Source organism: Arthrobacter sp. YN (assembly GCF_002224285.1).
Taxonomy (GTDB): Bacteria; Actinomycetota; Actinomycetes; order Actinomycetales; family Micrococcaceae; genus Arthrobacter.
This window is the reverse complement of record NZ_CP022436.1, coordinates 1,338,823-1,362,326: the sequence shown is the minus strand read 5'-3', so window position 1 is coordinate 1,362,326 and position 23,504 is coordinate 1,338,823. Positions and strand designations below refer to the sequence as shown.

18 protein-coding genes are annotated in these 23,504 nt (G+C 59.7%); 5 read left to right on the top strand and 13 right to left on the bottom strand.

Annotation, left to right across the window (positions count from 1 at the left end):
• The first annotated feature begins 12 nt into the window (after positions 1-12).
• A complete protein-coding gene (locus tag CGK93_RS06235; RefSeq protein WP_089594077.1) occupies positions 13-2,196 on the top strand; it encodes a M48 family metalloprotease in 2,184 nt (727 codons plus the stop codon).
• A gap of 310 nt (positions 2,197-2,506) precedes the next feature.
• A complete protein-coding gene (locus CGK93_RS06230; RefSeq protein ID WP_089594076.1) occupies positions 2,507-3,778 on the top strand; it encodes an MFS transporter in 1,272 nt (423 codons plus the stop codon).
• Here the strand turns inward: CGK93_RS06230 and CGK93_RS06225 are convergent.
• The 3 genes from CGK93_RS06225 to cspE all read right to left on the bottom strand — a co-directional run bounded on the left by CGK93_RS06225 (position 3,775) and on the right by cspE (position 8,352).
• A complete protein-coding gene (locus tag CGK93_RS06225) occupies positions 3,775-5,028 on the bottom strand; it encodes an APC family permease (protein WP_089594075.1) in 1,254 nt (417 codons plus the stop codon). The two genes, CGK93_RS06230 and CGK93_RS06225, sit on opposite strands and share 4 nt — an antisense overlap.
• A gap of 69 nt (positions 5,029-5,097) precedes the next feature.
• Positions 5,098-7,665, bottom strand: a complete 2,568-nt coding sequence (locus CGK93_RS24015; RefSeq protein WP_232481558.1) for a LuxR family transcriptional regulator — start codon at positions 7,663-7,665, stop codon at positions 5,098-5,100.
• A 483-nt stretch (positions 7,666-8,148) separates the two neighbouring features.
• Positions 8,149-8,352 (bottom strand): transcription antiterminator/RNA stability regulator CspE, encoded by a 204-nt coding sequence (cspE, locus tag CGK93_RS06215; protein WP_011773907.1) that lies wholly within the window; start codon positions 8,350-8,352, stop codon positions 8,149-8,151.
• Positions 8,353-8,904: 552 nt separating this feature from the next.
• Between cspE and CGK93_RS06205 the strand changes: the two genes are divergently transcribed.
• Positions 8,905-9,312, top strand: a complete 408-nt coding sequence (locus CGK93_RS06205; RefSeq protein ID WP_442857020.1) for an NAD(P)-binding protein — start codon at positions 8,905-8,907, stop codon at positions 9,310-9,312.
• A gap of 85 nt (positions 9,313-9,397) precedes the next feature.
• Entirely contained in the window at positions 9,398-9,898 is a 501-nt protein-coding gene (locus CGK93_RS24570) for an HNH endonuclease (protein WP_089594072.1), read from the top strand.
• A gap of 50 nt (positions 9,899-9,948) precedes the next feature.
• On the opposite strand, the gene CGK93_RS06195 is transcribed toward CGK93_RS24570, so the two are convergent.
• The 6 genes from CGK93_RS06195 to CGK93_RS23470 form a co-directional block, all read right to left on the bottom strand.
• Positions 9,949-10,563: a dihydrofolate reductase family protein gene (locus CGK93_RS06195; RefSeq protein WP_089594071.1), complete on the bottom strand. Its 615-nt coding sequence runs from the start codon at positions 10,561-10,563 to the stop codon at positions 9,949-9,951.
• Between the two features lie 173 nt (positions 10,564-10,736).
• A complete protein-coding gene (locus CGK93_RS06190; RefSeq protein ID WP_157731641.1) occupies positions 10,737-10,937 on the bottom strand; it encodes a hypothetical protein in 201 nt (66 codons plus the stop codon).
• 118 nt (positions 10,938-11,055) lie between these two features.
• The gene (locus CGK93_RS06185) at positions 11,056-12,447 is read right to left on the bottom strand and encodes an APC family permease (protein ID WP_089594069.1); all 1,392 of its coding nucleotides are present in this window, start codon (positions 12,445-12,447) and stop codon (positions 11,056-11,058) included.
• A gap of 870 nt (positions 12,448-13,317) precedes the next feature.
• Positions 13,318-13,518, bottom strand: a complete 201-nt coding sequence (locus tag CGK93_RS06175; protein ID WP_089594067.1) for a hypothetical protein — start codon at positions 13,516-13,518, stop codon at positions 13,318-13,320.
• Positions 13,519-13,621: 103 nt separating this feature from the next.
• Positions 13,622-15,409, bottom strand: coding sequence for an alpha/beta hydrolase (locus CGK93_RS06170; RefSeq protein ID WP_198318369.1), 1,788 nt, complete (start codon positions 15,407-15,409; stop codon positions 13,622-13,624).
• Positions 15,410-16,272: 863 nt separating this feature from the next.
• Positions 16,273-16,437: a hypothetical protein gene (locus CGK93_RS23470; protein ID WP_157731639.1), complete on the bottom strand. Its 165-nt coding sequence runs from the start codon at positions 16,435-16,437 to the stop codon at positions 16,273-16,275.
• A 73-nt stretch (positions 16,438-16,510) separates the two neighbouring features.
• Between CGK93_RS23470 and CGK93_RS06165 the strand changes: the two genes are divergently transcribed.
• Positions 16,511-16,858, top strand: coding sequence for an endonuclease NucS domain-containing protein (locus CGK93_RS06165; RefSeq protein ID WP_089594066.1), 348 nt, complete (start codon positions 16,511-16,513; stop codon positions 16,856-16,858).
• Between the two features lie 30 nt (positions 16,859-16,888).
• On the opposite strand, the gene CGK93_RS06160 is transcribed toward CGK93_RS06165, so the two are convergent.
• From CGK93_RS06160 to CGK93_RS06145, 4 genes are all read right to left on the bottom strand, one after another.
• Entirely contained in the window at positions 16,889-18,496 is a 1,608-nt protein-coding gene (locus CGK93_RS06160; protein WP_157731637.1) for an AAA domain-containing protein, read from the bottom strand.
• Positions 18,493-18,762, bottom strand: coding sequence for an AAA domain-containing protein (locus tag CGK93_RS06155; RefSeq protein WP_089597236.1), 270 nt, complete (start codon positions 18,760-18,762; stop codon positions 18,493-18,495). Before CGK93_RS06155 ends, CGK93_RS06160 begins: the two co-directional genes overlap by 4 nt.
• Positions 18,744-20,522 carry a DUF4011 domain-containing protein gene (locus CGK93_RS06150; protein WP_089594064.1) on the bottom strand — a complete coding sequence of 593 codons (1,779 nt, stop codon included), beginning with the start codon at positions 20,520-20,522 and terminating at the stop codon, positions 18,744-18,746. Before CGK93_RS06150 ends, CGK93_RS06155 begins: the two co-directional genes overlap by 19 nt.
• Positions 20,523-21,002: 480 nt before the next feature.
• Positions 21,003-23,405 carry a HelD family protein gene (locus tag CGK93_RS06145; protein ID WP_089594063.1) on the bottom strand — a complete coding sequence of 801 codons (2,403 nt, stop codon included), beginning with the start codon at positions 23,403-23,405 and terminating at the stop codon, positions 21,003-21,005.
• Positions 23,406-23,504: the final 99 nt, after the last annotated feature.

Sequence of the window (23,504 nt, the reverse complement as noted above, 5' to 3'; positions counted from 1 at the left end):
AAGGCGGTCAGCATGGACCAGAAGCCGTTGGCGCCAGCAGTTGATCGTCGTCGGGTCAATGTACTCGCCCTCCCCGCACCCACCACTGGCCTGTACCTTCTCTTCATTGCTGCACTTCTGGCGGTCGGCTTGTTTGTGGGCTCATGGATGCACAACGTGGTCCTTGGACGGGAATGGGTCCAGGAGATGGGCAAGTGTTTGGCTCTGGATTTCGCCCAGCAACGGCAATGCACGGCGCCGCTGGAGATCAGGCGGGGTCTGTGGTCCTTGGGCGGGGCGGGGGTTATGGCAGTGTTCGCAGTGGCCGTGATGTTTGTTGTCCCATTAATGATTCGACGGCGGCGTGCCCTGCAGGTGCCCGCGCCAAAGCACAGCGCGGTGGTGGATCGTTTCGGCCAATTGGCGTCCGAGGCCGGCCTGCGTCGCGTACCCAGGCTCTACCTCGGGCCGGCACGAATGGGAGATGCTTTCTCCTTCGGCAGGCCCGGCTCAGCTGCGGTTGCCCTGCCGCCAAAGATTGTCGGTCTGCTTGTACGGCCCGGACCGGCCGACGGCGTCGTTCTCCATGAGTTCGCGCATATCCGTCACAGGGACGTAGAACTGGCCTGGCTGGCGCGGACCTCGTGGTACGTGACTCTGGTGGTGCTTCTCGTTCCCGTCGCCGGCGCCATTTGGGAAGGGCCGTCGCTGCTTCCCTACTACCTCTGGCGTGCGGCCCTGCTGGCTGTAGTGGTGGAAATTGTGACAGCTGCCTTGCTCCGCTCACGCGAGCATGACGCCGACCTGCGGGCCGGGCAGGGGTCATACGACAAGGTCAGTGCCAGCTTGGGACTTCTCAGACCCGGCACTCCCGCCGCGTGGATACGGCGCCTGCGCATGCGCCACCCGACACGCGAAGCGAGGTTCGCTGTCCTCAACGCCCCGAGTAAAGCCGCCACCAGCGACTTCCTCCGCTCGCTCAGCGCCGGTGCCCTTGCCGGGATTCTTGGTCCCTTGGTGGTGGGAACCGCCACCGCCCTGCTGACGGGATCCGGGGTCGTACTGGGTGGTATCTGGGCTTCAGCGGTGGTGACGGGATCGCTCCTGGGTTTTACCGTCGGCCTTGATCTTTGGCGGTCACGGTTCGCTGCTGCGTTAGCGGATGCTCATCCGGTGGAATCCGTTCATCCACTGCGGAATCCACGGGATCCACTGGGGGCGCAGGGGTTGCCGGGCGTCTTCAGGGTCGCCGTCGGTGTTGCAGTGGGCCTGGCGCTGGGGCAGGTCCTGTCGTTCGCGGGGATAGGCCAGGACGTTTCCGCACAGGTGGATCCGCTCACGTTGATCGCACCCATCATTGCCGGGCTCGGAACGGTCTTCATTAGCGCGGCCTTCGCCAGTATCGGCCTCCCCCTGGCGCTCTTGGCCAGGCGTCCCTGGCATTTCTGGCTGCCTGTTGCGCTGCTCAGCACCGCTACTTTTGTGGTCACCACCTGGATGGCCGACAGCTTGGATCTTGCCCTCACAAACTTCGGATGGTTGGGCGCCGCATTGTGGATCCAGTACGGCTATGACGAGTGGCCGGGAATCGGCGTTGCCCTGGTGCTGGGCATCACAGCCATCATCGCGGCCTTCTATGGACAGTTCTTCCGTGGACGTGAAGCCAGGGGCTGGATGTACTTTAACAACGACGACGGCGGCCTTGACTCCCAGCGTCGTCCTCACCTTAAGGCTCCCGGCAGTTCGTTCTGGTTGCCCTTGATCCTGGGCTTGGTGGCAGGCCTCGCAGGGAGCATTTTCCTCGTGTCGCAACTCTTGCTGATCAGTCCCATCAGGACCGCGGAAGCCGCTTCCCAAGCCGACTCCCTGTGGGTAAGCACCACGGTGCTCTGCTGGGCGTCAGTGTCAGCCGTGCTCTGCCTGGTAAGTCCCGCTACTGGTCCTGCCACTACTTTCATCGCGGGACCTCTGACGCTGGCGCTCTGTGCCATGGGTGTTGCGGCCTTTTGGTTGGCCAGCACGGATTCAGTGCCGTGGAATGTGCTGCTGAGCATCTGGGCGCCCGCCATGGCACGAGGGTTCGCCATCTCCCTCATCGTCGTCAGCCTCACCGTCACCCTTCGCCTCGCGGTGCAGGCGGGGATCACCTTCGTGGTGAACCGGGCGACGCGGACGAGTCGGGCAGCTGAGCCAAGGGGTCGCGCAGCCACCACCTAGACCCTCACCGTCACCACCTATTTCATCCGCACCAACACCTAGTTCCTCCGAATACGGCACCTAGTTGCCCAGATTTGCCACCTAGAGCCACGAACCCGGCCATAGTCTCCTTATGTGCCTCCGAAGCGGGAGTCCCGGTGTCCGGCGGGAGCCCCACCCGCTTTGGCGTTGGAGGCACTACGGCACGGCTCCACCCGTCTACCCCCAGGTGGAGTCGTGCCCAAGCCAGAGACGCCGTGAGTCGTCACAGGAGTAAACGAGAACGATTATTGATAATCTCGAACGTGCCTGCTGCCAAGGAAAGCCGTTCATGAAACCCGCCACCAGCTCCACCCAGACACCCCTCCAGACCGGGGGACGGCCAGCCAGGCCCAACCCGAAGGTCCTGCTCTCCAGCCAGCTGATTTTCAACATCGGGTTCTACTCTGTGGTGCCGTTCCTTGCCCTCACCATGGCCAACGACTTCGCCATGAGCGCGGTGGCCATCGGCATCGTGCTGGGAGCACGGACCTTCGCGCAGCAAGGGATGTTCCTGGTGGGCGGCGCCATCTCCGATCGCTGGGGCGCCCGATACACCATGGTCGCCGGGTGCATCGTCCGGGTCAGTGGCTATTTGCTGTTGGCGGCGGCCGACAATTTCAGTCTCTTCCTCGCGGGTGCGATCGTCACCGGCGTCGGTGGCGCGTTGTTCTCGCCGGCACTCGAAAGCCTGGTCGCCGCAGCCGAGGAACGACGCGAACCGTCCGGGAAACACCGGCCAACCCTCTTCGCTTCGCTGGTCATCGTCGGCGAATTCGGCGCCGTGGCGGGCCCACTGCTTGGCAGCCTGCTCCTGGGCTTCGGCTTCGAAGTCTCCCTCTACGTCGCCTCCGCCATCTTCGCGGTCATGGCTTTCGTCTTCTGGCGCTTCCTGCCACGCGCCGACCACAGCGGCCAGCCAACAGACGCAGCAGTCCCCAAACACCAGCTCCTGGCCTGCCTGCGCGACAAGCGCTTCGTGGCGTTCGCCTGCTTCTTCAGTGTCAGCCTGCTGGCGCACAATCAGTTGTACTTCGGCCTCCCGGTGGAGCTCCGACGCAGCGGTCTGGACGCCGGCACGCTCGGCTTGGTTTTCGCGTACGCCTCGTTGTTGACGGTCACACTGCAGTGGCCCGTCGCCAAGCTCATGCGCCGATTCGGCGAGCGCAACGCCCTCACTTTGGGCCTCAGTCTGAAAGCCGCAGGATTCACCGCCGTCGCAATCCTTGCTACTCAGCCACCCATCGCCTCGCTGCCGGTTTTGCCGGCACTGGCACTCGTCACCGGCCTATGCCTGGGGAACATGTGCGCGACTCCCACGGCGATGCGGCTCGTCCTGGACTTCGCCGGCGGCCGACCCACCGGCGCCTACTACGGACTCCTCGCCAGTTGCGGGGGTGCCATGGTGCTGATCGGCAACACGGCCATGGCGCCGTTATACGAGTTTGCTGACCAGACGTCGACGGCGGCCGCCTCGCCGTGGCTGTTCACTGGCGTTATCGCTGTAGTCTCGGCTGTTGCGATCCGCCGATTCTTGCCGGTTCCCGCCCGCTCAGCCGCTTAGCGGTTTACCCGCAGACGGATCACCCTGTAAGCGATACCCACCACGAACATCAGCACACCCAGCCCGGCGGACAACGGCGGCAGCGTCGCGACAAGAACAACGCAGGCAACCGCGCCGGCCACCTGTAGGAACTTCGGGTAGCGACGATCCTCGCCTGGCTGGGTGTAGGCGGCGACGTTCGCCACCAGGTAATAGAGCAACACGCCGAATGATGAGAAGCCGATGGCCCCGCGAAGATCGGCCACGGCAATGATCAGGCAGATCACCACGGCAAGAGTCACCTCGGCCCTATGGGGCACCTTGTACTTCGGGTGCACGGCAGAGAGCCAGTGCGGGAGGTCGTGTTCACGGGCCATCGCTAGGCTCGTGCGGCCGAGTCCGGCAACCAGTGCCAACAGCGCACCCAGCGAGGCGACGGCGGCCCCAATACGAACAACAGGCGAGGCCCACGCCAAGGTTCCTGCGCCCACTGCGTCAGCCAGCGGTGTGGGCGTAGCAGCCACATCTTCCGGGCCCAGTGCCGCGAGCAGTGTCACCGCAATAACGGCGTAGATGAGAATCGTGATTCCCAGGGCGATGCCGATCGCCCGGGGAATAGTGCGCTTGGGCTCACGGACTTCCTCGCCCATGGTCGCGATCCTCGCATACCCGGCGAATGCGAAGAACAGCAGCCCTGCGGATTGCAGGATCCCGTACCAGCCCTCCGCCAGCAGCCCCTCCCCCGCAAAGTCGCCAAAGTCGGGCCCTGACCCACCCCACACTGCGGTGACAGCAATGGCCAGTGCCGCCAGCACCACGATCACCAAGACACGGGTCAGCCCAGCTGTCCGGGTCACCCCGTGATAGTTCACCGCTGTCAGAAGTACGACGGCGGCAATCGCCACCGGGCGTTCCCACCCTTGCGGTGCGGCATAGGCGGCGAAGGTCATGGCCATGGCAGCCGCGCTGGCGGTCTTGCCGAGGATGAAACCCCAGCCGGCAAGGAACCCGGCCCACGGTCCCAGCCGTTCCCTTCCGTAGACGTAGGTACCGCCGGATGTCGGGTATCTGGCAGCGAGTTGGGCGGACGACGTGGCATTGCAGAAGGCCACGAACGCGGCCACTACCAAGCCGATGAGCAGTCCGGACCCCGCGGCAGCAGCCGCCGGGGTGAAAGCTGCGAACACCCCAGCGCCGATCATGGAACCCAAGCCGATAAGTGAAGCATCGAACGTGCCCAGTCGGCGGGCCAAAGCCGGGGAGTTGTTCACTGACACCCTTCACGCTGAGGGGCCGGGCTCAGGGCGTGGCGTCGGAGACCGGCATTGGGAGAATTGGCTTCAGCTTATCCCGGCTCCTCGCGGCGGAAGTGCATTCCCGACGAGCATGAAGAGTCCGTTGCGGGACGTTGCGCCTGTCTTGCGCAGCGCGTTGGAGATGTGGTTTTCCACTGTCCTGGCACTGATGCCCAGGTGTTCGGCAATCTCCACGTTGGTGCGATGGCCCGCCAGCACGGCAACCTCGATCTCCCGCTCAGTCAGTGGCGTGGTCCTGAACGAGTTGAAGGAGAGTTGCTCATTGGCTGACGGGAACCGGACCGCGAACATGGACGAGGCCTGGGCCATGGCGTCGGCGGCTGCAGTATCCCCCTCTATGACGTGCCTCTTGAGTGCACCCCGGAGAAGCATCCCCACCTGGTAGGTGTCGATGTCCGGTTCGTAGTGCTTCAGCAGCAGACCAAGGAGCTGGTGGTCCCCTTCAACCACGGCGGTAGCAATGCCGATGAGTTGATCGTGAACCGTGACGCCACTGTCCCGCAGGATCTTCTGCAGCAGGTCCAGGACCGGACGTCCCGGGTTCAGACAGGTACAGAGGAGTGCGGTCATCATGGCTTCCAGCACGTAGCCGCTCTTCAGCTGGCGCCTGACGAGCTTGGCGGCCTTGCGGTCGAACGTCGAAGGTTGCGCGCTGTCGTGGGCAATGAGTTCGTAGGCACCCTTTCCAATGCCGGGCAAGGGGCCGACGTCGGGCACTTCTGTCCGCGCCTGCGCGGCAATCGAGAGGGCGGGCGGCGTGGCGGTGGTTGCGTGGCGAAGTCCCGCCAGGCGCAGCATCGCGTCGTAAAGAGCGTCCACCACGAAGCCTGGCCGGCCCATGGCGAAGACACTGCTCATGAGGTACTCCGCTTCTTCAAAGTGCCCGCGATACAGCAGCCCGTGGGCAGCGATGTAGCTGCTGGTGACCACGCCGAACTGATCCAGGTTCTTGCGTGCTTCGGTTCGCCAGTCCAGGGCAAAGACGAGGGACTCCTCGATCCGTCCGGCAGCGAACAGCGCGAACCCGCGGATGAAAGGACGGAGGTGGGAGAAGGCGTCGTCATCGTTCTGACCGTCGACGGCTTCGTACGCTGCAACTGGCCTGAAGCGGTAGAGCTCCAGCAGCCCGTGGACCAGGCTGCCCATCCCTGATGGCTTGGTTTCGGGCGCGCTTGTGGGTGTGTCCACAGGGACCCTCCCGTGGGAGGCACTCAGGAAGGTGATCGCGTGGGCGGCTTCCGCGGCATGGTGAGGGTTATCGTCAGCGAACTTTTGGAGGATGTCGACGGCGGCACCTGGGCCTTGCCCGGTGTGGACCGCGAGCATGGCGCGGGTAAGGGTGACAAACAGAACGTCCTTGGGGTCGGCGTCGGACGTTGTTGTTTCGCTGCAGACACGAGCTGCCCGGTGGACATCCACGGGAGCACCCCAATAGATCCGAAGCAGGGAGGCAGCGTTGGCGGCGGACTTGTTGGCTTCCCATCGCTCGAAACGGATACGTTCACGATCGGAACTGTGGTCGTGGAAGTGGCGGGCGGTGACGGCGTCGCCGTCGCCCTTTTCCAGACGCAGAGTGGCCAGGACACGAACGAGGCAGTCTGCTGTTGTTTGGTTCTCCTGCTCTGGGCGCGGCGCGGCCTCCAGAACGCCGGCGATCTTTCGTCGCAGCAGTTTCCGGTCTCTGAGGTTCTTGTTGCCGCGGAAGTAATCCGCGATGACGGGTGGGCTGATGGCGGCGACGGAGCCGTTGTGGTGATCGTCCATGACGGAGAGGAATCCCCTGCGTTCGAGACCTTCCAGGGCGTCGGGCTCGATGACCTTTTGCAGGACGTCCACACGGGCGGTGCCGAGGATTGCCATGGTGTGCAGCGCTGTGAACTCATCGGCGCTGAGCTCCGCCAGGAGCGACTCAAGTGTCCCTCGCAGGTGCTCGTTCCAGAGGGTGTTGGTGGTCATGCCCCACTGCTTGTCCTTCATGACCAAGAGGTTGCTCAGGGAAGCAGTCTCGGCAATCCGCACGATCAGGCGGGGGTTACCGGCGGACTTAGTGAGTATCCGGGCTGTGGTGTCTGCGTCCGCTGGCGCACCGAGGACTTGTGCGATCAGCATGTGAACCTGCTCGTAGTGGAGCGGGTCCAGCTGCAAGTGTGCCTCGCGACCGTTGTTGAGGATGGCCAGCTGGCCTTTGGAGAATGCCCAGGTCTCGGGCGCCGTGGCAACCATAGGGCAGGTGGATCGGCGCCGAACCGCCTCCAGGACCGCCAGTGATTCGCTGTCAACGAGGTGAAGGTCGTCGACGACAAGCAGGTGCTTTCCGTTGGTGGCCAGTTGGCTGGTCAGCACGTCCGCGATGTCGAAGACGCCGCTGCGGCCGGGCCTCAAGTCCAGCCCGAGTCCTTTGATGGCCGCGAAGGGGATGGACCGGTGCGTGCGCAGTCCGGTGATGAAGTGAACGGCCACTCCGGTCTTTTCCAGATTGCTCATTACACTGCGGACCACGGACGTTTTGCCGCTGCCCGGCGCACCGACGACCCTCACGCCGATTCCGCGTGCGACAAAGTCGAGGATTCGCTGAACCTCAGAATCGAACACTCGACCCAACCTTCTGTTTCTGTGGATGCCCGACATGCGGCTCACTTCGCAGGCTAGATCGAGAAAATGGGACTAGGTGGCAAAACGGCCTTGCACAGGCCGATTTGGGTCCATCTAGGTGGTGATTTGGGCAAATCTAGGTGGTGGCGGGACTCGTCTAGGTGGTGGGGCTGTTCGAAAATCAGGTGATCCATGGGATGCTCCCTCAGCTCTGTGGGTGGATTACCTCCCACGCTACGGAGGGGCGAGCGAGAGTTACATGGGTGTAATTCGCTATGTGGATATGTGTTCGAACTCAGCTTGTGTGAGTAGAAGATATGTTCTACTGATAATGCAGGCGAGCACCAGGCTGTTTTAACACGGACTTGCTACCCCGCCGGTGGGACGCAATCGGTCGGTGCTGCGAGGCCGGGATCACCGGCTTGAGGGCAAACAAAAGCAGGGCCGGTCAATGACCGGCCCTGCTTCTTTGTTATCCGAAGACTAGATAGCCTGGATGTTTACTGCCTGGGGACCCTTGGGGCCCTGCTCGACGTCGAAGGAAACCTTCTGGTTCTCTTCGAGGGAGCGGTAGCCCGAGGAGTTGATCGCAGAGTAGTGAGCGAAAACGTCCTGGCTGCCATCTTCAGGAGAGATGAAGCCGAAGCCCTTTTCGGAGTTGAACCATTTCACGGTACCTGTAGCCATTTTTTTCAGTCCTTACTGAAGGTGGAGATGCTCCCGACTTTCGGGTCTCCGGTGTGGGGTGTTCTCCACCGTTACTTCAGAAGGTCACGATCCAGAGGGACCGTGGGGACTGCCTGAACTACCAAATGCCAAACACAACAACATCATCAAGTCTACAGAGTTCTGAGCAGATAGCTAGTGCTGGGAAATATTTATCCATTGGATGTTTCCCGCAGGCCCGAAACCGGGCCTTCAATGCCCGCCGTTTACAAGGCAGTGGAGTCCCGCTCAGCTGCTGCCGATGAGTCCGAGCAGACAGCTCGCTACCGCGGCCGCGGCTCGTCACCAGTAGTCGCGCCCTTGAGCCTGTCTTTAATCACCCAACTGGCAATTGACGGAGCAGCGGTCGCTATAAGGCACACCGTCGCCCAGAAGTTGTCCAATAGTCCGCTGACCAGCAGAACCAGGCTAACCGCAATCACCACCCACGTTGTGATGTCGAGAAGCCGAATCAATTTTGTAGTCGACATGTGCGAATCATCCCCCTAGATACGTTCCGACAGCCTATGTCTTTTGATCGCACGCGGCACAACAGCCCCCAAGCGCAAACTCCACCCCCATGGACCGACTCTGGATACGGTCATCATCGGCGCAGGCCAAGCCGGCCTCACGACGAGCTACTGGCTCACTCAATTCGGCGTCGAGCATCAGCTCCTGGAGCGACGCGATTCCCTGGGCGGCGCCTTCCAGGACCGCTGGGACAGCTTCTACATGAACACTCCAAACCTTGCGCTGGACCTCCCCGGTATGCCGTACGATGGCGACGATCGTGACGCGTTCATCTCCCGCGACGCAATGGTGAACCTCTTCAGGCGCTATGCAGAGCTGATCGCTGCTCCGATCCATGCGGGCGTGGACGCGGCACGGCTGTACCCCGCGCCGCTCATGGTGAACTACGCTCCTGCTAACGTCACGTCATGACAGTGGGCCAGTCATTTCGATTTGAATTGCGGCGTATCTATTGGACGCGCCAATCCCTTCGCATGCTCTTCGCGCTCTCCGCGGCATGGTTGTTTGGGGCTGTTTACCTGTTCTTTACTTCGCCGCGAGGCTTTGGCGAGATCGGCGCGGGCACAATCGGGGCATTCATCCGAGAAGTGTTTGGGGGCTCTGGGTTGCCATCGGAGCGCCAGCAGCATCTATTGTGACGTTGCTAGTTGCAGCTTTCGTCTTGCGGACGGGCGACCTACGCAGGCGTGATCCGCAGCGCCGGTTTACGCGGTACCAGCGACGCGAGGGGATGACTCGAGCAAAGGGGCGATGTGAGCTGGAGTCACGTTACGGGAAGCGTTGCACCCAAGCCGCCGAACACGGAGATCATTTCTATCCATGGTCTAAAGGTGGAGCGACTTCCCTCCGAAACTTCGTTGCCGCCTGTAGTCAATGCAATCGGCGGAAGGGCGCCCGCATCCCGAGTCCTGGGCTATTGAGGCGCCCGGAGCGACGACGTGCTTCGTATGTCGGGGCGGTTGAGGCGGTTCTGGTGGGCGAAAGGCGCGGCCGGTGAGGATGCAACTCACGAATCGCACCTTGCCGCTACTTTCGTGTTTGCTCTGCCTAATCGATCTCCGCCATGTTTCCCACCGCAGGAGTCCCCTCAACCAAGGCGTAGCGTTGCATCACCGCACCGTTCGGTGAAGCAACCACGGGCTCGATAAGCCTGAGGTTCGTCGGCACCACTCCGTCTGCGAACACCTTCTTCCCGCGGCCGAGGAGGATCGGATAGACCCACAGGTTGAGTTGGTCGAACAGGCGCTCAGAGAAAAGAGTCTGGACGAAGTCGAGGCTGCCGATGACGTGGATGTTCTGGTGCTTCGCGCGTAGCTCCCGCAGGGACGCCACCGTGTCAGTGCCGAGCAAAGCTGATCCCTCCCACTCAAGCTCCAGCGACTGGCGCGAAGCCACATACTTCGGAAGTCGGTTGAACAGCTCCGCGATTTTGCCATCTTGGTGGGGCCAGTACGAGGCGAAGATGTCATAAGTCCGCCGCCCCAGTAGCAGTGCGTCCATTCCCACCATTCCGGAATCGATCTGCTCGCCAACAACCTCGTCGATAAGCGGCGCCTGCCAGCCGCCGAACGCGAAGTCATCAGCAGGGTCCTCTTCGGGCCCGCCGGGCGCCTGCGCGACGCCGTCGAGCGTCGTGAACAGGTCAATGTGAATCAGTCCCATGTCGGGATCCTTCCCTGCCGCCCGTCGTCACCCCGGCGACAGGATCATGTTGAGGGTTCCACAGGTGAGGCTGCCAGGCAATGGTCACCGGAGATTTACGACGACGGCGACAGCACCTTGCGCGGGCGCCGCTGGCAAAATCCGGACACCGGACACCGGGAGAAGAAGACGAGCTACGCCCCGTCCCTCATCTTCTCGGCGCCCTGGCGCCGCTCAAGGATCACCCAAACGACGGTCGTCGGGACCCCGATGAGTACCAGGAGCGCCATGCCCCAGAACATGCTGATCACTTGAGTGGATTGCAAAATCACGACGGTCATCAACAGGACTGTGGATGCAATGTTCAAAATGCGGAGCTTACGTGCAGTAGTCATTTTCAGAATCGTTCCCCCTACGAAGTCGTCCAAGAAGCCTAACGTCTCCGGTCCCAGAGTGGCTGTGGGAGGAATGCACCCGGCTGGCGAAGATCCTCTGAGCTTCCGCTCAGAAGGCCTACGCCTCCTTCAGGTCCAGCTGTGGCGCCGGTTTCCGGAACCCTCGCGTCAAGAATGCCAGGTAGGCCAATCCCACGCCTGCCCAAATCAAGCCGAAGGTGAACGACAAGCCACTCAGGCTGGTCCACAGCCAGATCGTGAGCACGAACCCAACGCCTGGAAGCACAAGGTTGTGAATCACGCCCCGGGCACCGCGGGCCTTCTGGTCGAAGTAGTAGTGCTTGATGACGGCCAAGTTGACCACGGAGAACGCGACCAGGGCACCGAAGCTGATCAGCGAGGAAATCGTCAGCAGGTCCAACACGAACGCCAGTAGCGACACGGTGGAGGTCAGCAGAATGGGCAACACGGGGGTGCTGAAGCGGGAGTGCAGCCGCCCCAACGCAGCTGGGAACACTCCGCTGCGTCCCATTGAATGAATGATCCGCGAGACCGAGGCCTGGGAGGTCAACGCGGACCCGAGACTGCCGGCAATGTAGGCGGCCGTGAAGAAGGCCACGAGCAACTCGCCGCCCGCCGCGCCAATGACCTCGATGGCCGCCGAGTCCACGTCGTTGAAGGTGCTGACGGGGAGAACCAGGTGGCTGATGTACGCAAGCCCCAGGAAAATCATGCCGGCAAGGATTGTGGTGATCATGATGGCGCGGGGCAGATTCCGCTTTGGATCCTTGGTTTCCTCGGCGAAGGTCGAGACGGCGTCGAACCCCAAGTAGGAGAGGCAAAGGATGGCTGAGCCAGCAAAGACGGGCGAAAGGCCTTCGGCACCTTCGGCCCCGGTGAAGGGCGCCAGCAGGTCAACGTTGCCGGTTCCCGTGATTGAAGAAAGCCCCAGGGCGACGAACAACGCGATGAAGACCGCTTGGAGTCCCACCACCACAAAGTTAGCCTTGGCAATCGCAGTGATGCCGAGGATGTTCAGCACGGTCACAGCCACAATCGACACGATCATGAACGCCCAGGCCGGGATAGCAGGGAAGGCGGCTTCCATGTAGATGCCGATCAGCAGGTAGTTGATCATCGGCAGCAGTAGATAGTCCAGCAGGAGCGACCAACCGGCCATGAAGCCAAGGCCCGGCCCGAAGGATCGGGTTGCATAGGTGTATGCGGATCCACCGAATGGGAATGCCTGCGACATGCGGCCATACGAGCGGGCCGTGAACAGCATGACCACCAGGGTCACGGCGTAGGCAGCCGAGAGCCGCCCGCCCGTAAGTTCAACGACGATGCCGTAGGTGCTGAAGATCGTCAGCGGCACCATGTAGACCAATCCCAGCAGGACCAGGGATGGAACGCCGAGGACTCGGCGCCAACCTTGGGAAGGTGCTTGGGCGGAGGCCGGCCCCACAGGCTTCTCGCCTGCCGGTGTATCAGTTTCAAACGTGGGGGTCATTGGGAATCCTTGGTGGTCATGCTGGTGTGTGCTGGGAAGCTGCGACGCTGCAGAACTTCGTAGCGGCAACGGGATTTACGGGGTCACCGAGATCCTGAAGTGCTGGGGTGGCTCAGGGGCGCGTGGTGGACGCCTCTGGTCGCCTGAACGTGAAATGAATAGCGTTCATTTATTGTTACGGTGAGGCGGATCACAGTCAATATGTGACGTGCGGCCCTTCAGATAGCAGCACCCAGCCCCGAGTAGGCGCCAACGGCCTCACCCTCCAGGCGCTGCCCTAACCCCGCCGCACGCTTCGCCTCAAATCCCGTGCACTCTGGCACCGACGGCGGACACAGCATCCACCTCCAGGAAGCCGGCCGCTTGAAGCAATCGACGACGGCGCCATCACCTTCAGCGCCGACCTCCCCGAACACCTCGAAACAGTCTGGGCGGGCTTCAACTAGCGGACGCGGTCGGCGTTCGACACGCACGTCCCTGCCGCAGGGATTGATGTCTCCGGACCAGTCGCCAGTTCCCGCAGATGACTAGCTACCTACAGAGCCGGCTCAGGTGAACCTACCCGAAGCGAACCTAACATCAGTCCTGTGGGCTTCCGGTGACAACCTCGATTTTGGGGTCGTGGACCTGCCTCTGGTGGACGAGTGGGACTACCCAAGCACTCGCTGGGAGTCACGGAGATTCCCGGTCCATCCGTCGTGGGCCAGCCGTGGCTCGCCAACAACCTCGTCGATAAGCGGCGCCTGCCAGCCGCCGAACGCGAAGTTGTCAGCAGGGTCCTTCTCGGGCCCACGGGGCGCCTGCGCGACCCCGTCGAGCACCTTGCGCGGGCACGCCGCCAGAATCCTTACACCGGGAGAAGAAGACGAGCTACGCCGCGTCCCTCATCTTCTCGGCGCCCTGGCGCCGCTCAAGGATCACCCAAGCGACCGTCGTCGGGACTCCGATGAGCACGAGGAGTGTCATGCTCCAGAACCCGCTGATCACTTGGGTGGATTGCAGAGTTACAACGGTCAACAGCAGGACTGTGGCTGAAATGTTCAAAACGCGGAGCTTACGTGCAGTGGTCATTTTCAAAATCGTTCCCCTTACGATGCCGTCCAAAAGCCTAACGTCCCACGCAGACCAAAGGGTTCGAACCGCCAGCGGTGGTCTGTGCCGCGTTGGAGGCTAGTCACCCTCCTTGTTTAGAAATCCAGGGTTCCCTCTTAAAGAAAGCTGTTGTTGGGTAGTCGTCCTCCTGCGGAGAATCGATACGGGGCTCCAAGCCGTGGTCGGTGAGGTATTTCAACGCCCGCTCGATGGCGTCAATCTTCCGTTTCAGCTCCTTGAGCGCAGGGGCGGATGCATCAGAAAACTCGTCAAGCCGCTCGTGTTCGCGCCGCACCTCTATTTCGGTTTCAACGAGGACCGCCCAGAGACCTTCGTCAGGATCGAGATGCTGCCGCTGGCGCAGAATTGCTGCAGCGAGCCGGCGCTCAACAACGCCAACGAGGGTTTCCGCCGTGGTTCCAGGACTTGCTAGACCGTACGCAATGCCGCCACCACCGGCCGTAACGAGTGATCCAGCCGTAAGCAGACCCCCGATCATGCCGCCGGGGCCGAAACTCGCCAGCGCGCTCGTAATTACTGCGGCTCCGGCAAGGCCCGGTCCAGCAGCGAGCGCCAAGCCACCCGTCGCCACGACGATTGCGGCCGCGCCCGCACCCAAGGCACCCCATTTGATCCAATTAACTCCGCGACTACCGCTGAGTGCTTCTTGCGCGAGCTTTGCTGCCATGAACACGTCGGCACCATACTGACTTCCCAGACCCATCTCAGCGGCGAGGTCTTCCATGGCTTCTTGCCACAGTTTTCTGGAAAAGGAGATCTCGAACGGACGTATGACGTTCTCTGCTGCCAGCACTGTCAGAAGGACAGCAGCTTCGTCTTTGGGGACGTGACTGCTCGGAAGCGGCTCGGGTACCTCCGCACCTAAATCGGAAAAGTCGAACGCCAGCCTCGCAATCTCGGATGGCGTCCCTCTCCCTTCGCGGGAGTTTCGTTTCTTAATGTCTTCGACGACCGACGCTTGCACATGACGAAGGGCTCCAGTAAAGCGATCCTTCTCTTCGCCTTCCAAACGCGTCTTCATCAGATAGGCATACCGAAGGGCCAGAAGCGCGAAGTGCTCAGTGGCGTCCAGTGGAATGTCAAGCCCGTTTTCTACCTGCGCGACTTCTGTGGATCTAGACCCGAATAGGGCATAGCCGATGGCAGCCGCTACTGCGTCATTGGCCAGATAGTCGACGGCCGCGTGGGCGGCTCCCCCCACTTTCTTCGTACGAATACGATAATCAATCAGCCAAGGGAAGACTGATGACACCCCACGGCGCGCAGCTACAGGATCGGCCCCATTCCAAAAGTTCACCCACCACGCCAAATTGGTCGGCGGCTCACTTAGTGTGTCGCGAAGTTTGTCGACGTCGAATACCCCACTCGCCAACGGGCTACCTATGGTGACCATACCGGCCACCTCAAGGCCGACCGGCAGACGCCGGACGATGTCGGCGGCGATGACCGAGCCGAGGCTATGGCCCACGATCACGAGCCTCCCCGACTCCGGAAGTTTACTGAGGATGCGTTTCAAGACCTGCGCCCGAATTTTCGGATTATTCAGGTAGTTGCGGGCTTGATCAAACGACGGCAACGCAACTGCGGCATCGACCACAATGTCACTGCCAACGTAGCCGTTCCCTCTGTCGTGGCGCCCGAGCCTATACTCCAGGGCTCCGATACGACGCTCGAAGTCGCGTCGATTCTTCCTGGCTGCCTCCCGGAGAGGCTGCTTTATGGTTAGGCCCGGCAATTGGCACGGCTGGTCGGCACCCTTTAGGGCGTGTGCGTATTTCGGGGCTATGACGCTCAGCGACTCCAGCTCGGGGTAACCGAGCCGCGCCAAAGACTGCGTCAGCGCAACCATCCAGCGGTCCTCTGGGTCCCCACTTCCCACTCCATGCAAGAACAGCAAGATCGTTTTTTTCGACAAGAAAAGCCCCTTCGCGTCCACCCCTGGAAATCCGGAACGACTAAACCAGGTCTTTCGGGCAAGCATAGTCATGCAAAAGGTATCTTCCCGAAGAATCGAGGTTCTGAGGCGACTCATCCGCATCAAGGGAGACGAATCTTACAAGATAATGTCTTAAGCTCATGGCCCCGCATTCCAGCGGGAATCGGCCATCCCTGTGGGATGATCAGGCAGACTCACTTACCTGCGCTGTGTTGTGTTGTGTTGTGTTGTGCCAGCATTCCTCGCTTCGGTTCGTCGTCAGATACGCGAACCTGGGCAAGCTTTGTTGTACTCGGCCAAAGTCTTCTAGTAACCCACTGCCGCCTGCGCGGCTACTTCGCTATAGGCACGACGTGCTAATTCACGCACTCGCGCCAGCAAAGCCTCGGGCTCGCGCGAAAGATCCAGCGGAAACTCCACCACGGATACTCCCGTATTTAATACGAAATTCGTCCACATCTAGGCGACGGGGCCGACAGCTTTCGCGGGGCACTTGTTCCTGTGTTTCAGGACATGTATCCCCACTAAACGAGGATTGCGGCAGGCCTTGCCATGGGCAACCTATGGGCCGCCAGCGAAGGGATTCTAGAGGGTGACGTAGTTGTTGCTCCGAAGCCGGACCGGACGTATCAATATGGGGTCGTCACTGGAGGCCACGAGTTTCACCCCGGGCGGCCGCTTCCCCACCGGCTACGCGTCGATTGGAAAGGCTCCTTCAGACGCGACGCAATGAGCCCGGCCCTTGCGTCTTCCGCAGGCGTACCCATGACCGTTTTTCACTGGCGCCCCATGCCGCTGAATTGGCTAAGCTCACACAGCTCTCCGATGGAACCTTGGAGCCCATAGTTGAGGCCATCGCGAGCGAAGTTGAGGACCAGCTCGCGTTTCATCTGGAAAAGCAACTTGAGGACTTCCTGGTCCATAACTGGCAGAGCACTCATTGGGGCGGGAATACGACATCTATGAGGAAGATGGCCAACTCGTGGGCCAGCAATTCCTACCCACACAGGACCTATGGACATCCTCGCGGTGAGCGAGGATCGAAAGCGCCTCCTGGTTGTGGAGCTCAAGCGCGCCCGCGCCGGCGATGTCGTCGTGGGACAAATCCAGCGCTACATGGGTTACGCCCAGGAAGCTTTGATCGAGCCAGGACAATCCGTAGAAGGTGTCATCATTGCCCAAGAAGACGACCTTCGGATCCGCCGAGCTCTCACCATCGCGCAAAATATCCGCTTCATGAAGTATTCGAGTCGAGTTTCATTTGGAGGATCAGAGAGCCTCCACAACATCACTTCCAGCAACAACGTCCCCGGACCCCACCACAGTTGGGTCCGACTTCAATCACACATCCGATGGCGATAACCGTCGAGGCGTGTAAAGGGACAACACGTCTCAGACCTGCGTTGTTTCGTAAGTACCATCAGCCCTCCGCACGCAATAGCCCTTCTTTACAGCCCGTACCAAGCTCCTTTGCAAGGCTGCCTGGATATCGCTTCCGCGCCGAGCCCATCCGAAGACGTTACGCACGGCCACATAGAGGTCTTCCTCAGTAATCACGATGGCGTCCGCGACTACTAGGCGAACCGCCTCATCAAACTCTTCAGGTGGGATCGTCCCAGCTTTACGTACGTCATTCTCATCAGTCGGACGGCGCACATTGACCGACTGAGCACCGTCGATTCGGATGAATCCCTGCTTGTCGAGCTTGATCTTCATACCGCTGACCTTGGCGAGCGACAAAGCGCGTTCAACATTTGCACGGACGCGAGTGCCAACACCGCCCGTTTCCCAATGGTCTCGCAGGCGTGAATGAAAAGTATCCACGTGAAGTGGCGCTTCTGCTCCCACCACATGTGACGCGTAGGAGACGAGATCATTCAACGCGTCCAAATCTCCAGGCTGGTACCGATAGCGCCGTGGCGGGCGAGCAGCGGCTGCATAGGGAACGGTCCATGCAGGAGGTGCCGAAAGATCGACTTCTTCGTATTCCAAAAATTCTGGCGATGCAGTTGTGCCTACTACTGCAGGTACAAGACGGGTACCGCGCAAAGCACCCTCAAGAGCCTCCTTGAGCAGGTGCTCGTGAGACGCACGGTCCCTATACCAGCTGAGACCCCAAATGCGATGGATGTCCCAGCCTAGTCCGCGGAGAACGGCTTCACGAAGTCGGTCGCGGTCTCGGGCAGTCTTGGCCGAGTGATACGCGGCGCCATCACATTCAATCCCCAACATGAAGGTTCCTGCTTTGCCAGGATGACGCACACCAATATCTATCCTGTAACCGGCCGCTCCGACCTGAGGAACGGCGTCGAAGCCCCACGATCGTACGACCTTCAAGACTTCTTCCTCAAAAGGACTCTCGGCCTCTCCGACTGACCCTGACATATCCGAAGACAACGCAGCCCTGCCCCTTTCTGCGAAGTCCAAATAGTTCTTCAGATGCATGTTGCCTTCAGAAGTTCCATCTGTCATGTCACCGGCACGGAAGGAGCTCACGACCTCCACTCGGCGCCGGGCACGGGTAACGGCAACATTCAGCCGCCTCTCACCTCCCTTGCGGGTGAGGGGCCCGAAATTCATCGTTAGTTTGCCGGCCTCGTCGGGTCCATAACCGACACTAAAAATGATGATGTCGCGTTCGTCGCCTTGGACCGACTCAAGGTTCTTGACAAAGAATCCATGCAGACGATCATGATCCTCCATCAGGCCAGTCAGCAGAGGTTCTTGTTCCGCCCGTCGCTCGATTGCCTCTGACACGGCTTCTGCTTGTTGGTTGGAGAAGGTAACAACTCCCAGTGAAAGATCTGGATTGAGCCGGCGGTGTTCGAGAACTCGATCTACGACGCGCTCCGCTTCGATCGGGTTGCGGCTGCCTGCTCCACGCCGATAAATGCCAGGCACAAATTCGTGATGAACACCAAGGTCATTCGCTTCTTGGGTCGCTCCGGGAAATGTATGAAGCTTGCCAGCATAAATCCGATAATTTGAGTAGGTAATCAAGTCCTCATGAAGGCTCCTATAATGCCAAAGAAGCGGGAGTGAAACCATTGCGCCGGTGCCTTGCAGAGATCGAGAACGCTATCAAAATTATCCGGCAGCTCGTCATTGTCATCAGCTTCCTCCTCCGCCGTCGAGAAAAAAGATGTGGGCGGCAATTGCTTTTGATCACCGGCAACAATCAGTTGTTTACCTCTATAGATGCAGTTGACTGCATCGGCAGACATAACCTGCGAAGCCTCATCAAAAATTACCACATCGAATTCCATTCCTGAATACTCGCATTAATCCAGTCCGCCTCTGGCAGACTACCCTGTTGACTCAGTTCCGCCAGGGCAGCTAATGCACGACATTTGTTGAGTGTTAAGGAGCTTTGGTTGAGATTGAACAACTTTCCAAGTTCACCCGCTCGGCCGGCAAGGTCATGGAGAGCACGCGCTACCTTCTCAACTGTTTCGTGCAGTTCCTGCATCTGCTTCAAGGAGCAGTCCGCAAGCACACTTGAGTATACTTTCGGATCACTCGAAAGGAGTGCGTTGAGGGGGCTAATTAGCTTCCTGTCGTCTGCAACCCAACGTTTATTCGATTGGTTGTTGACCTCCGATTCGAGACCATCCAGCTGTTTTTCACGTTCCTCAACGCTATCCAGTGTTTTAAGAATCGATGCAAGATCACAGACATACCAGGAGTGCGGAATGCTGCGTTTGTCGGTCAGCAGCTTCACGACGGCGCTGCGGGAGCGGACGCCGTTAATATCCATATCGACGGTCCAAAATGGTAGTTGAGAATCAACGAGGTTGGACGTCCTTGAAACGCGCTCGGCTTGAACGGATAAGGCTTGAAGGACCCGTTCGAGTTCCTTGATGCGATCTTGCGACAGCCCTGCTCCATCCAGTCCTGTCCATGGGAAGTACTCTCCTTTTTCCGCAGGGCGCCAGACTTGAGCAAGCGACGAAGCTGTCATTTTTATCTCCGCTAAAACGTCGGCAGTCAAAGACGACAGAATGTCGGGGCTCCCCGCGGGGTGGTCGTCATGGTCGGCGAGCTGGCTCAGTCTCCCCAACACCTCATGAAGGCTGCGGCCCAAGGGACGTCTGATTTCGTTCATCGCTTCCGCGTAATCGGACAGCCGCGTACGGCTCTTGATCAGCTGAGAGCGGTCGGTGTCCGAAAAGGTGGAGCGCGCCATGGGCCGACGGGTGAGCTCCGCGTGAAGTGTCTGTACGACGTGTTTCCGCGTTGCTTTGTGACTGTGCAGCTCTAATAGGAAAGGTTCCATCTGCCGCTGTGCCAGGCGGTCACGCACTACATCGAGGGCTGCAGCTTTCTCACTGACAAAGAGAACGGTTTTTCCAACGGCCATGAGTTCAGCGATCATGTTGGCGATGGTTTGGCTCTTACCCGTCCCGGGAGGGCCATCCATAATGAAGCTATGGCCGTCCCTGGCCGCTAGGATGCATTTCCGTTGGCTTCCATCAGCGTCGAGGATACTATGCAACTTTTCAGGCGCTAGCGTGCCATCAAGGTCTTCGTCCCGTACCGGATCGAAGGGAAACTTTGACGACGACGGGGATTCTGGGCCTACAGCCAGCAGCTGTATCAGACCCCTGGATGTAATGCGCGATTCGTTCTCTTCCAAGTCGCGATACATGGCCTCTTTGTGAAAGCTGAAGATGGACAGAACCACCCTCTCGTCAACTGTCCAGTTCGGTTCTTTGGCAACAGCGCTTCGCACGGCACCGAAAACACTTGCAGCAGTTAGGTCCTCGTCATCAAGTTCCGGCAGTCTTACGCCGAAGTCGCGGCTCAATTTTAGAGCGAGCGCTGTATTTAATGTCGGTTCACCCTCGGTTCGGTCTATGCGGTAATTTTGCCCGTCTCTGGTAAGACGAACTGGGACCCAGAGCAAAGGGCTGGAGATCGACTTCGAATCCGCGGGATCCATCCAGTTGAGCATGCCGTAGGCGATGTACAGCGTCCAAACCCCGCGATCCGCATACTCCTGCTCGGAACGCTGATGAAGCCGCACGTGGATAAGACTTGGGCAGACGTCTTCCCGGCAGCTGTGAGCTTCCTTGCGGCGACGTTGGCCGGCACTGAAGGTGTCCGTGCAGCACCGGACTCTGAATCGTCGTCTCCATCGACGAGAACTCCGCCTTTGTTGATGCGAGCTTCAGTCTCCAAACAGCCAGGATCGACGATTTCAAAGGTGCCCGACTTGGGGTGCTGAAAGTAGACAAGCTTTTGCCGTCGGTCAATGGACAGGAGGTCGTCCCGCCACGCCTGCATCTGAGCTGCTAGCTTCTTATCCAACTCGGCCTTGTTAAGCGGCACGGTAACCCCTGATCCCCGAATAGCTCGGAATCTTGTCTAATTGCATTTCGATCCGGAATGGTCTCGCCCCGGAGGCTCCAGTGCAGGATATCGGGCGCTGGATGCTGTGAGCGAACAAGTCAATACACAACGACGCTCATGCTCCAGCCGAAGGTACAAAAGCTACTGCCGCTCGTCATGATCCTTGGCCCTTGCTCATTCGGACCAGCTCTTCGACGACCGCTGGCACTAGTTTGGCCGGGACGTTTTCAGATATTTGAGACATGAAGAACTTCGCGAGATGCGTGGCCATTGCTTTTTGCATGCCATTGATACTGCTCGGTTCGAGAGTCTCCTGCCGATCGTGGGCCTGCATGGCCGATACATCCTCAGGCGGGCTAGGTGTAACTTCAACCTCCTCGACGATCAGACCGAGACTAGATGAACTGGGACTGGAAGAGTTCACGATTTCGTCAGTGCTGAAGTCAGAAGCAGTGGTGTCAGTGGATGGAACGGGCAGCTCTGCGGCCGAGTTTTCCATCGCAGGGTCGAAATCGACGTGGCCCGCAAGAATTGGTGGAAGGCAACCGTGCGGGTAAATAACGTCGAGATGGGTCGTGGTCCGGGTGAGAGCGATGTATAGAAGACGTTCACCATGCGGCATTTCGAGAATAAGGGCCGGGTCGACCACAATCACAGCGTCAAATTCGAGTCCCTTGGCGTCTTCTGGGGTAACGAGATTGATGGCTGATGAAAGCTCGCCCTGGGAGGATTCACTCCATTGCAAGTCGTCATGCCGGAAAGCCGCGCGAAGGCCTTCCCACAACTGGACCGGGGCAACCACACCCACGAAGCGTCCTCTACCACTATGAGTAAAAACTGATCTGGCGACCTCCTGAGACAGATCAGTCGTTGATGCGCCCGCAAAGCGCGGCGCATATTCAACATCGCGGAGAATACGTGGCGGCGTAACTGAGGGCGCGGCCGACTCCAGGATCGGAAGCGCGACGTCAAAAACCTGTTTGGGAACGCGGTAACCGTGCTCAAGTTCCACAATGCTGGGCGGCTTTGCAGCTGCAGTCCCCTGTCCAAGGAGAACGGCGACGTCATCCCACGAGTCCCTTGAATAGGGTCCTGTTGATTGTGCTATGTCGCCGACGACGGTCATCGAACCGTTTCTGGATCGGCGACGAATAGCTCGAAGCTGCATTTTCGAGAGATCTTGGGTCTCATCTACCACGATGTGGCCGTAGGTGCGCGGAGCTTCCCTCATCCGCGCGTTCGCCTCATCCAAAAGTGCGAGATCTGCAAGCGACCACTGCTCGTCAGCGACTTTCTCAGACTGCTGGCGATACAGTAGATCAATCTCTTGCAAGGTTAGGTTCCCATCCCCCGCCCGGCGTAGTCTCTCTTTCGAGCCCAACAGATCTCGTAGGAATTGCTGGGGTGTTATCTGCGGCCAAATCTTCTCAACTTCAGCTTCAAGCGCCTTGAGGTCAAGAAACTGTTCGGGATCAATTTGCCGTACGTTTCCCAGCTGTGGCACAGCAAGCTCGACAAGCCGATGACGGAGTCGTCGCCTTCCGTCGGCGAAAGAGTTGTACTGGAGAGAACGTATAGCGTCCGCAATGTCTCCGGCGGATATGGTTACTGTCAGGACTGTGTTGCGTCGCTGAATACGGACATCGGCGGCGGGGACTCGGACACGTTGCTGTAATGCCCGTTCGATGACGTGCGCCATTCTTACGGAACCTTTGACCGTGGCTACTTCAGGCTCATCGTGGGCAGCTAACCTGACATCGTTGGCGAGTAGTTCCTGAAGCGCCTGCTGCATCACATCTTCGTCGCCCAAATCAGGGAGAACCCGGCGTATGTACCGCGTAAAAGTCGGGTTTGGCCCAACCACCAGCACATCTTGCGGCGGCAATTCGTCTTGGTAGTTGAATAGCAGCCACGACACTCGATGGAGTGCAACCGCGGTCTTCCCTGTTCCTGGACCTCCTTGGATTATGAGGAGCTGGTCCTTGTCCGCTCTTACTAAACGATCCTGCGCCGCCTGAATAGTCTTCACGATGTCCGTCATTTCTGAGCCGCGCTTACGACTCAGGGACTGTAGGAGTGCGTCTCCTGTGTAGGCATGATCGTCGAGTTCGTTGACGGCGTCGGCGAGTGCCCTATAGACAATGTCCTCGAAGCGGCGAATTTTGTTGGCCGGTGCATCGAAGATCCGTTTACGCTGGAGCCCCATTGGATCGTGGACGGAGGCTTGGTTTGCCACAGCGGCTGCCGGAGCCTGCCAGTTCACGACGAGAATGTTCTTTTCGTCATCAAAAATTGCGACTTTACCGATGTAAAGCTTGTCGCCATCCTCGTAGTCAATACGAGTAAACGCAACGGGATCCTCAGGAGAAGCTACTCGCCGCTTTTCGATCGCTCTCTTATATGCGCGCCGCTCGACTGCGCTACCCGCTGATGCCTCCGTCATAAGCCATGCAGAGCCTTGGTCGTCTCGATAGCCTCTGGCCACGTCGAAGTACGCCTGTTCTAGGTGTAGCTCCTCTGTCTCGAGGGCAGCGCCCCCCGCAACGTCAACCGTCACATTCGCCCCTTACACAGGCCCCCATGGCCTGCCATCTGATTCCACTTAATGTAACTGTCCTCCGCGACAATTTACGTAGACAGGCATATTGTGTCGTTC

Coding starts and splice junctions, on each gene's coding strand:
- CGK93_RS06235 (WP_089594077.1), top strand. CDS start 13: ATGGACCAGAAGCCGTTGGCGCCAGCAGTTGATCGTCGTCGGGTCAAT.
- CGK93_RS06230 (WP_089594076.1), top strand. CDS start 2,507: ATGAAACCCGCCACCAGCTCCACCCAGACACCCCTCCAGACCGGGGGA.
- cspE (WP_011773907.1), bottom strand. CDS start 8,352: ATGGCTACAGGTACCGTGAAATGGTTCAACTCCGAAAAGGGCTTCGGC.
- CGK93_RS24570 (WP_089594072.1), top strand. CDS start 9,398: ATGGTTGTTTGGGGCTGTTTACCTGTTCTTTACTTCGCCGCGAGGCTT.
- CGK93_RS06195 (WP_089594071.1), bottom strand. CDS start 10,563: ATGGGACTGATTCACATTGACCTGTTCACGACGCTCGACGGCGTCGCG.
- CGK93_RS06190 (WP_157731641.1), bottom strand. CDS start 10,937: ATGACTACTGCACGTAAGCTCCGCATTTTGAACATTGCATCCACAGTC.
- CGK93_RS06185 (WP_089594069.1), bottom strand. CDS start 12,447: ATGACCCCCACGTTTGAAACTGATACACCGGCAGGCGAGAAGCCTGTG.
- CGK93_RS06175 (WP_089594067.1), bottom strand. CDS start 13,518: ATGACCACTGCACGTAAGCTCCGCGTTTTGAACATTTCAGCCACAGTC.
- CGK93_RS06170 (WP_198318369.1), bottom strand. CDS start 15,409: ATGGTTGCGCTGACGCAGTCTTTGGCGCGGCTCGGTTACCCCGAGCTG.
- CGK93_RS23470 (WP_157731639.1), bottom strand. CDS start 16,437: ATGAGTGCTCTGCCAGTTATGGACCAGGAAGTCCTCAAGTTGCTTTTC.
- CGK93_RS06165 (WP_089594066.1), top strand. CDS start 16,511: ATGGACATCCTCGCGGTGAGCGAGGATCGAAAGCGCCTCCTGGTTGTG.
- CGK93_RS06155 (WP_089597236.1), bottom strand. CDS start 18,762: ATGGAATTCGATGTGGTAATTTTTGATGAGGCTTCGCAGGTTATGTCT.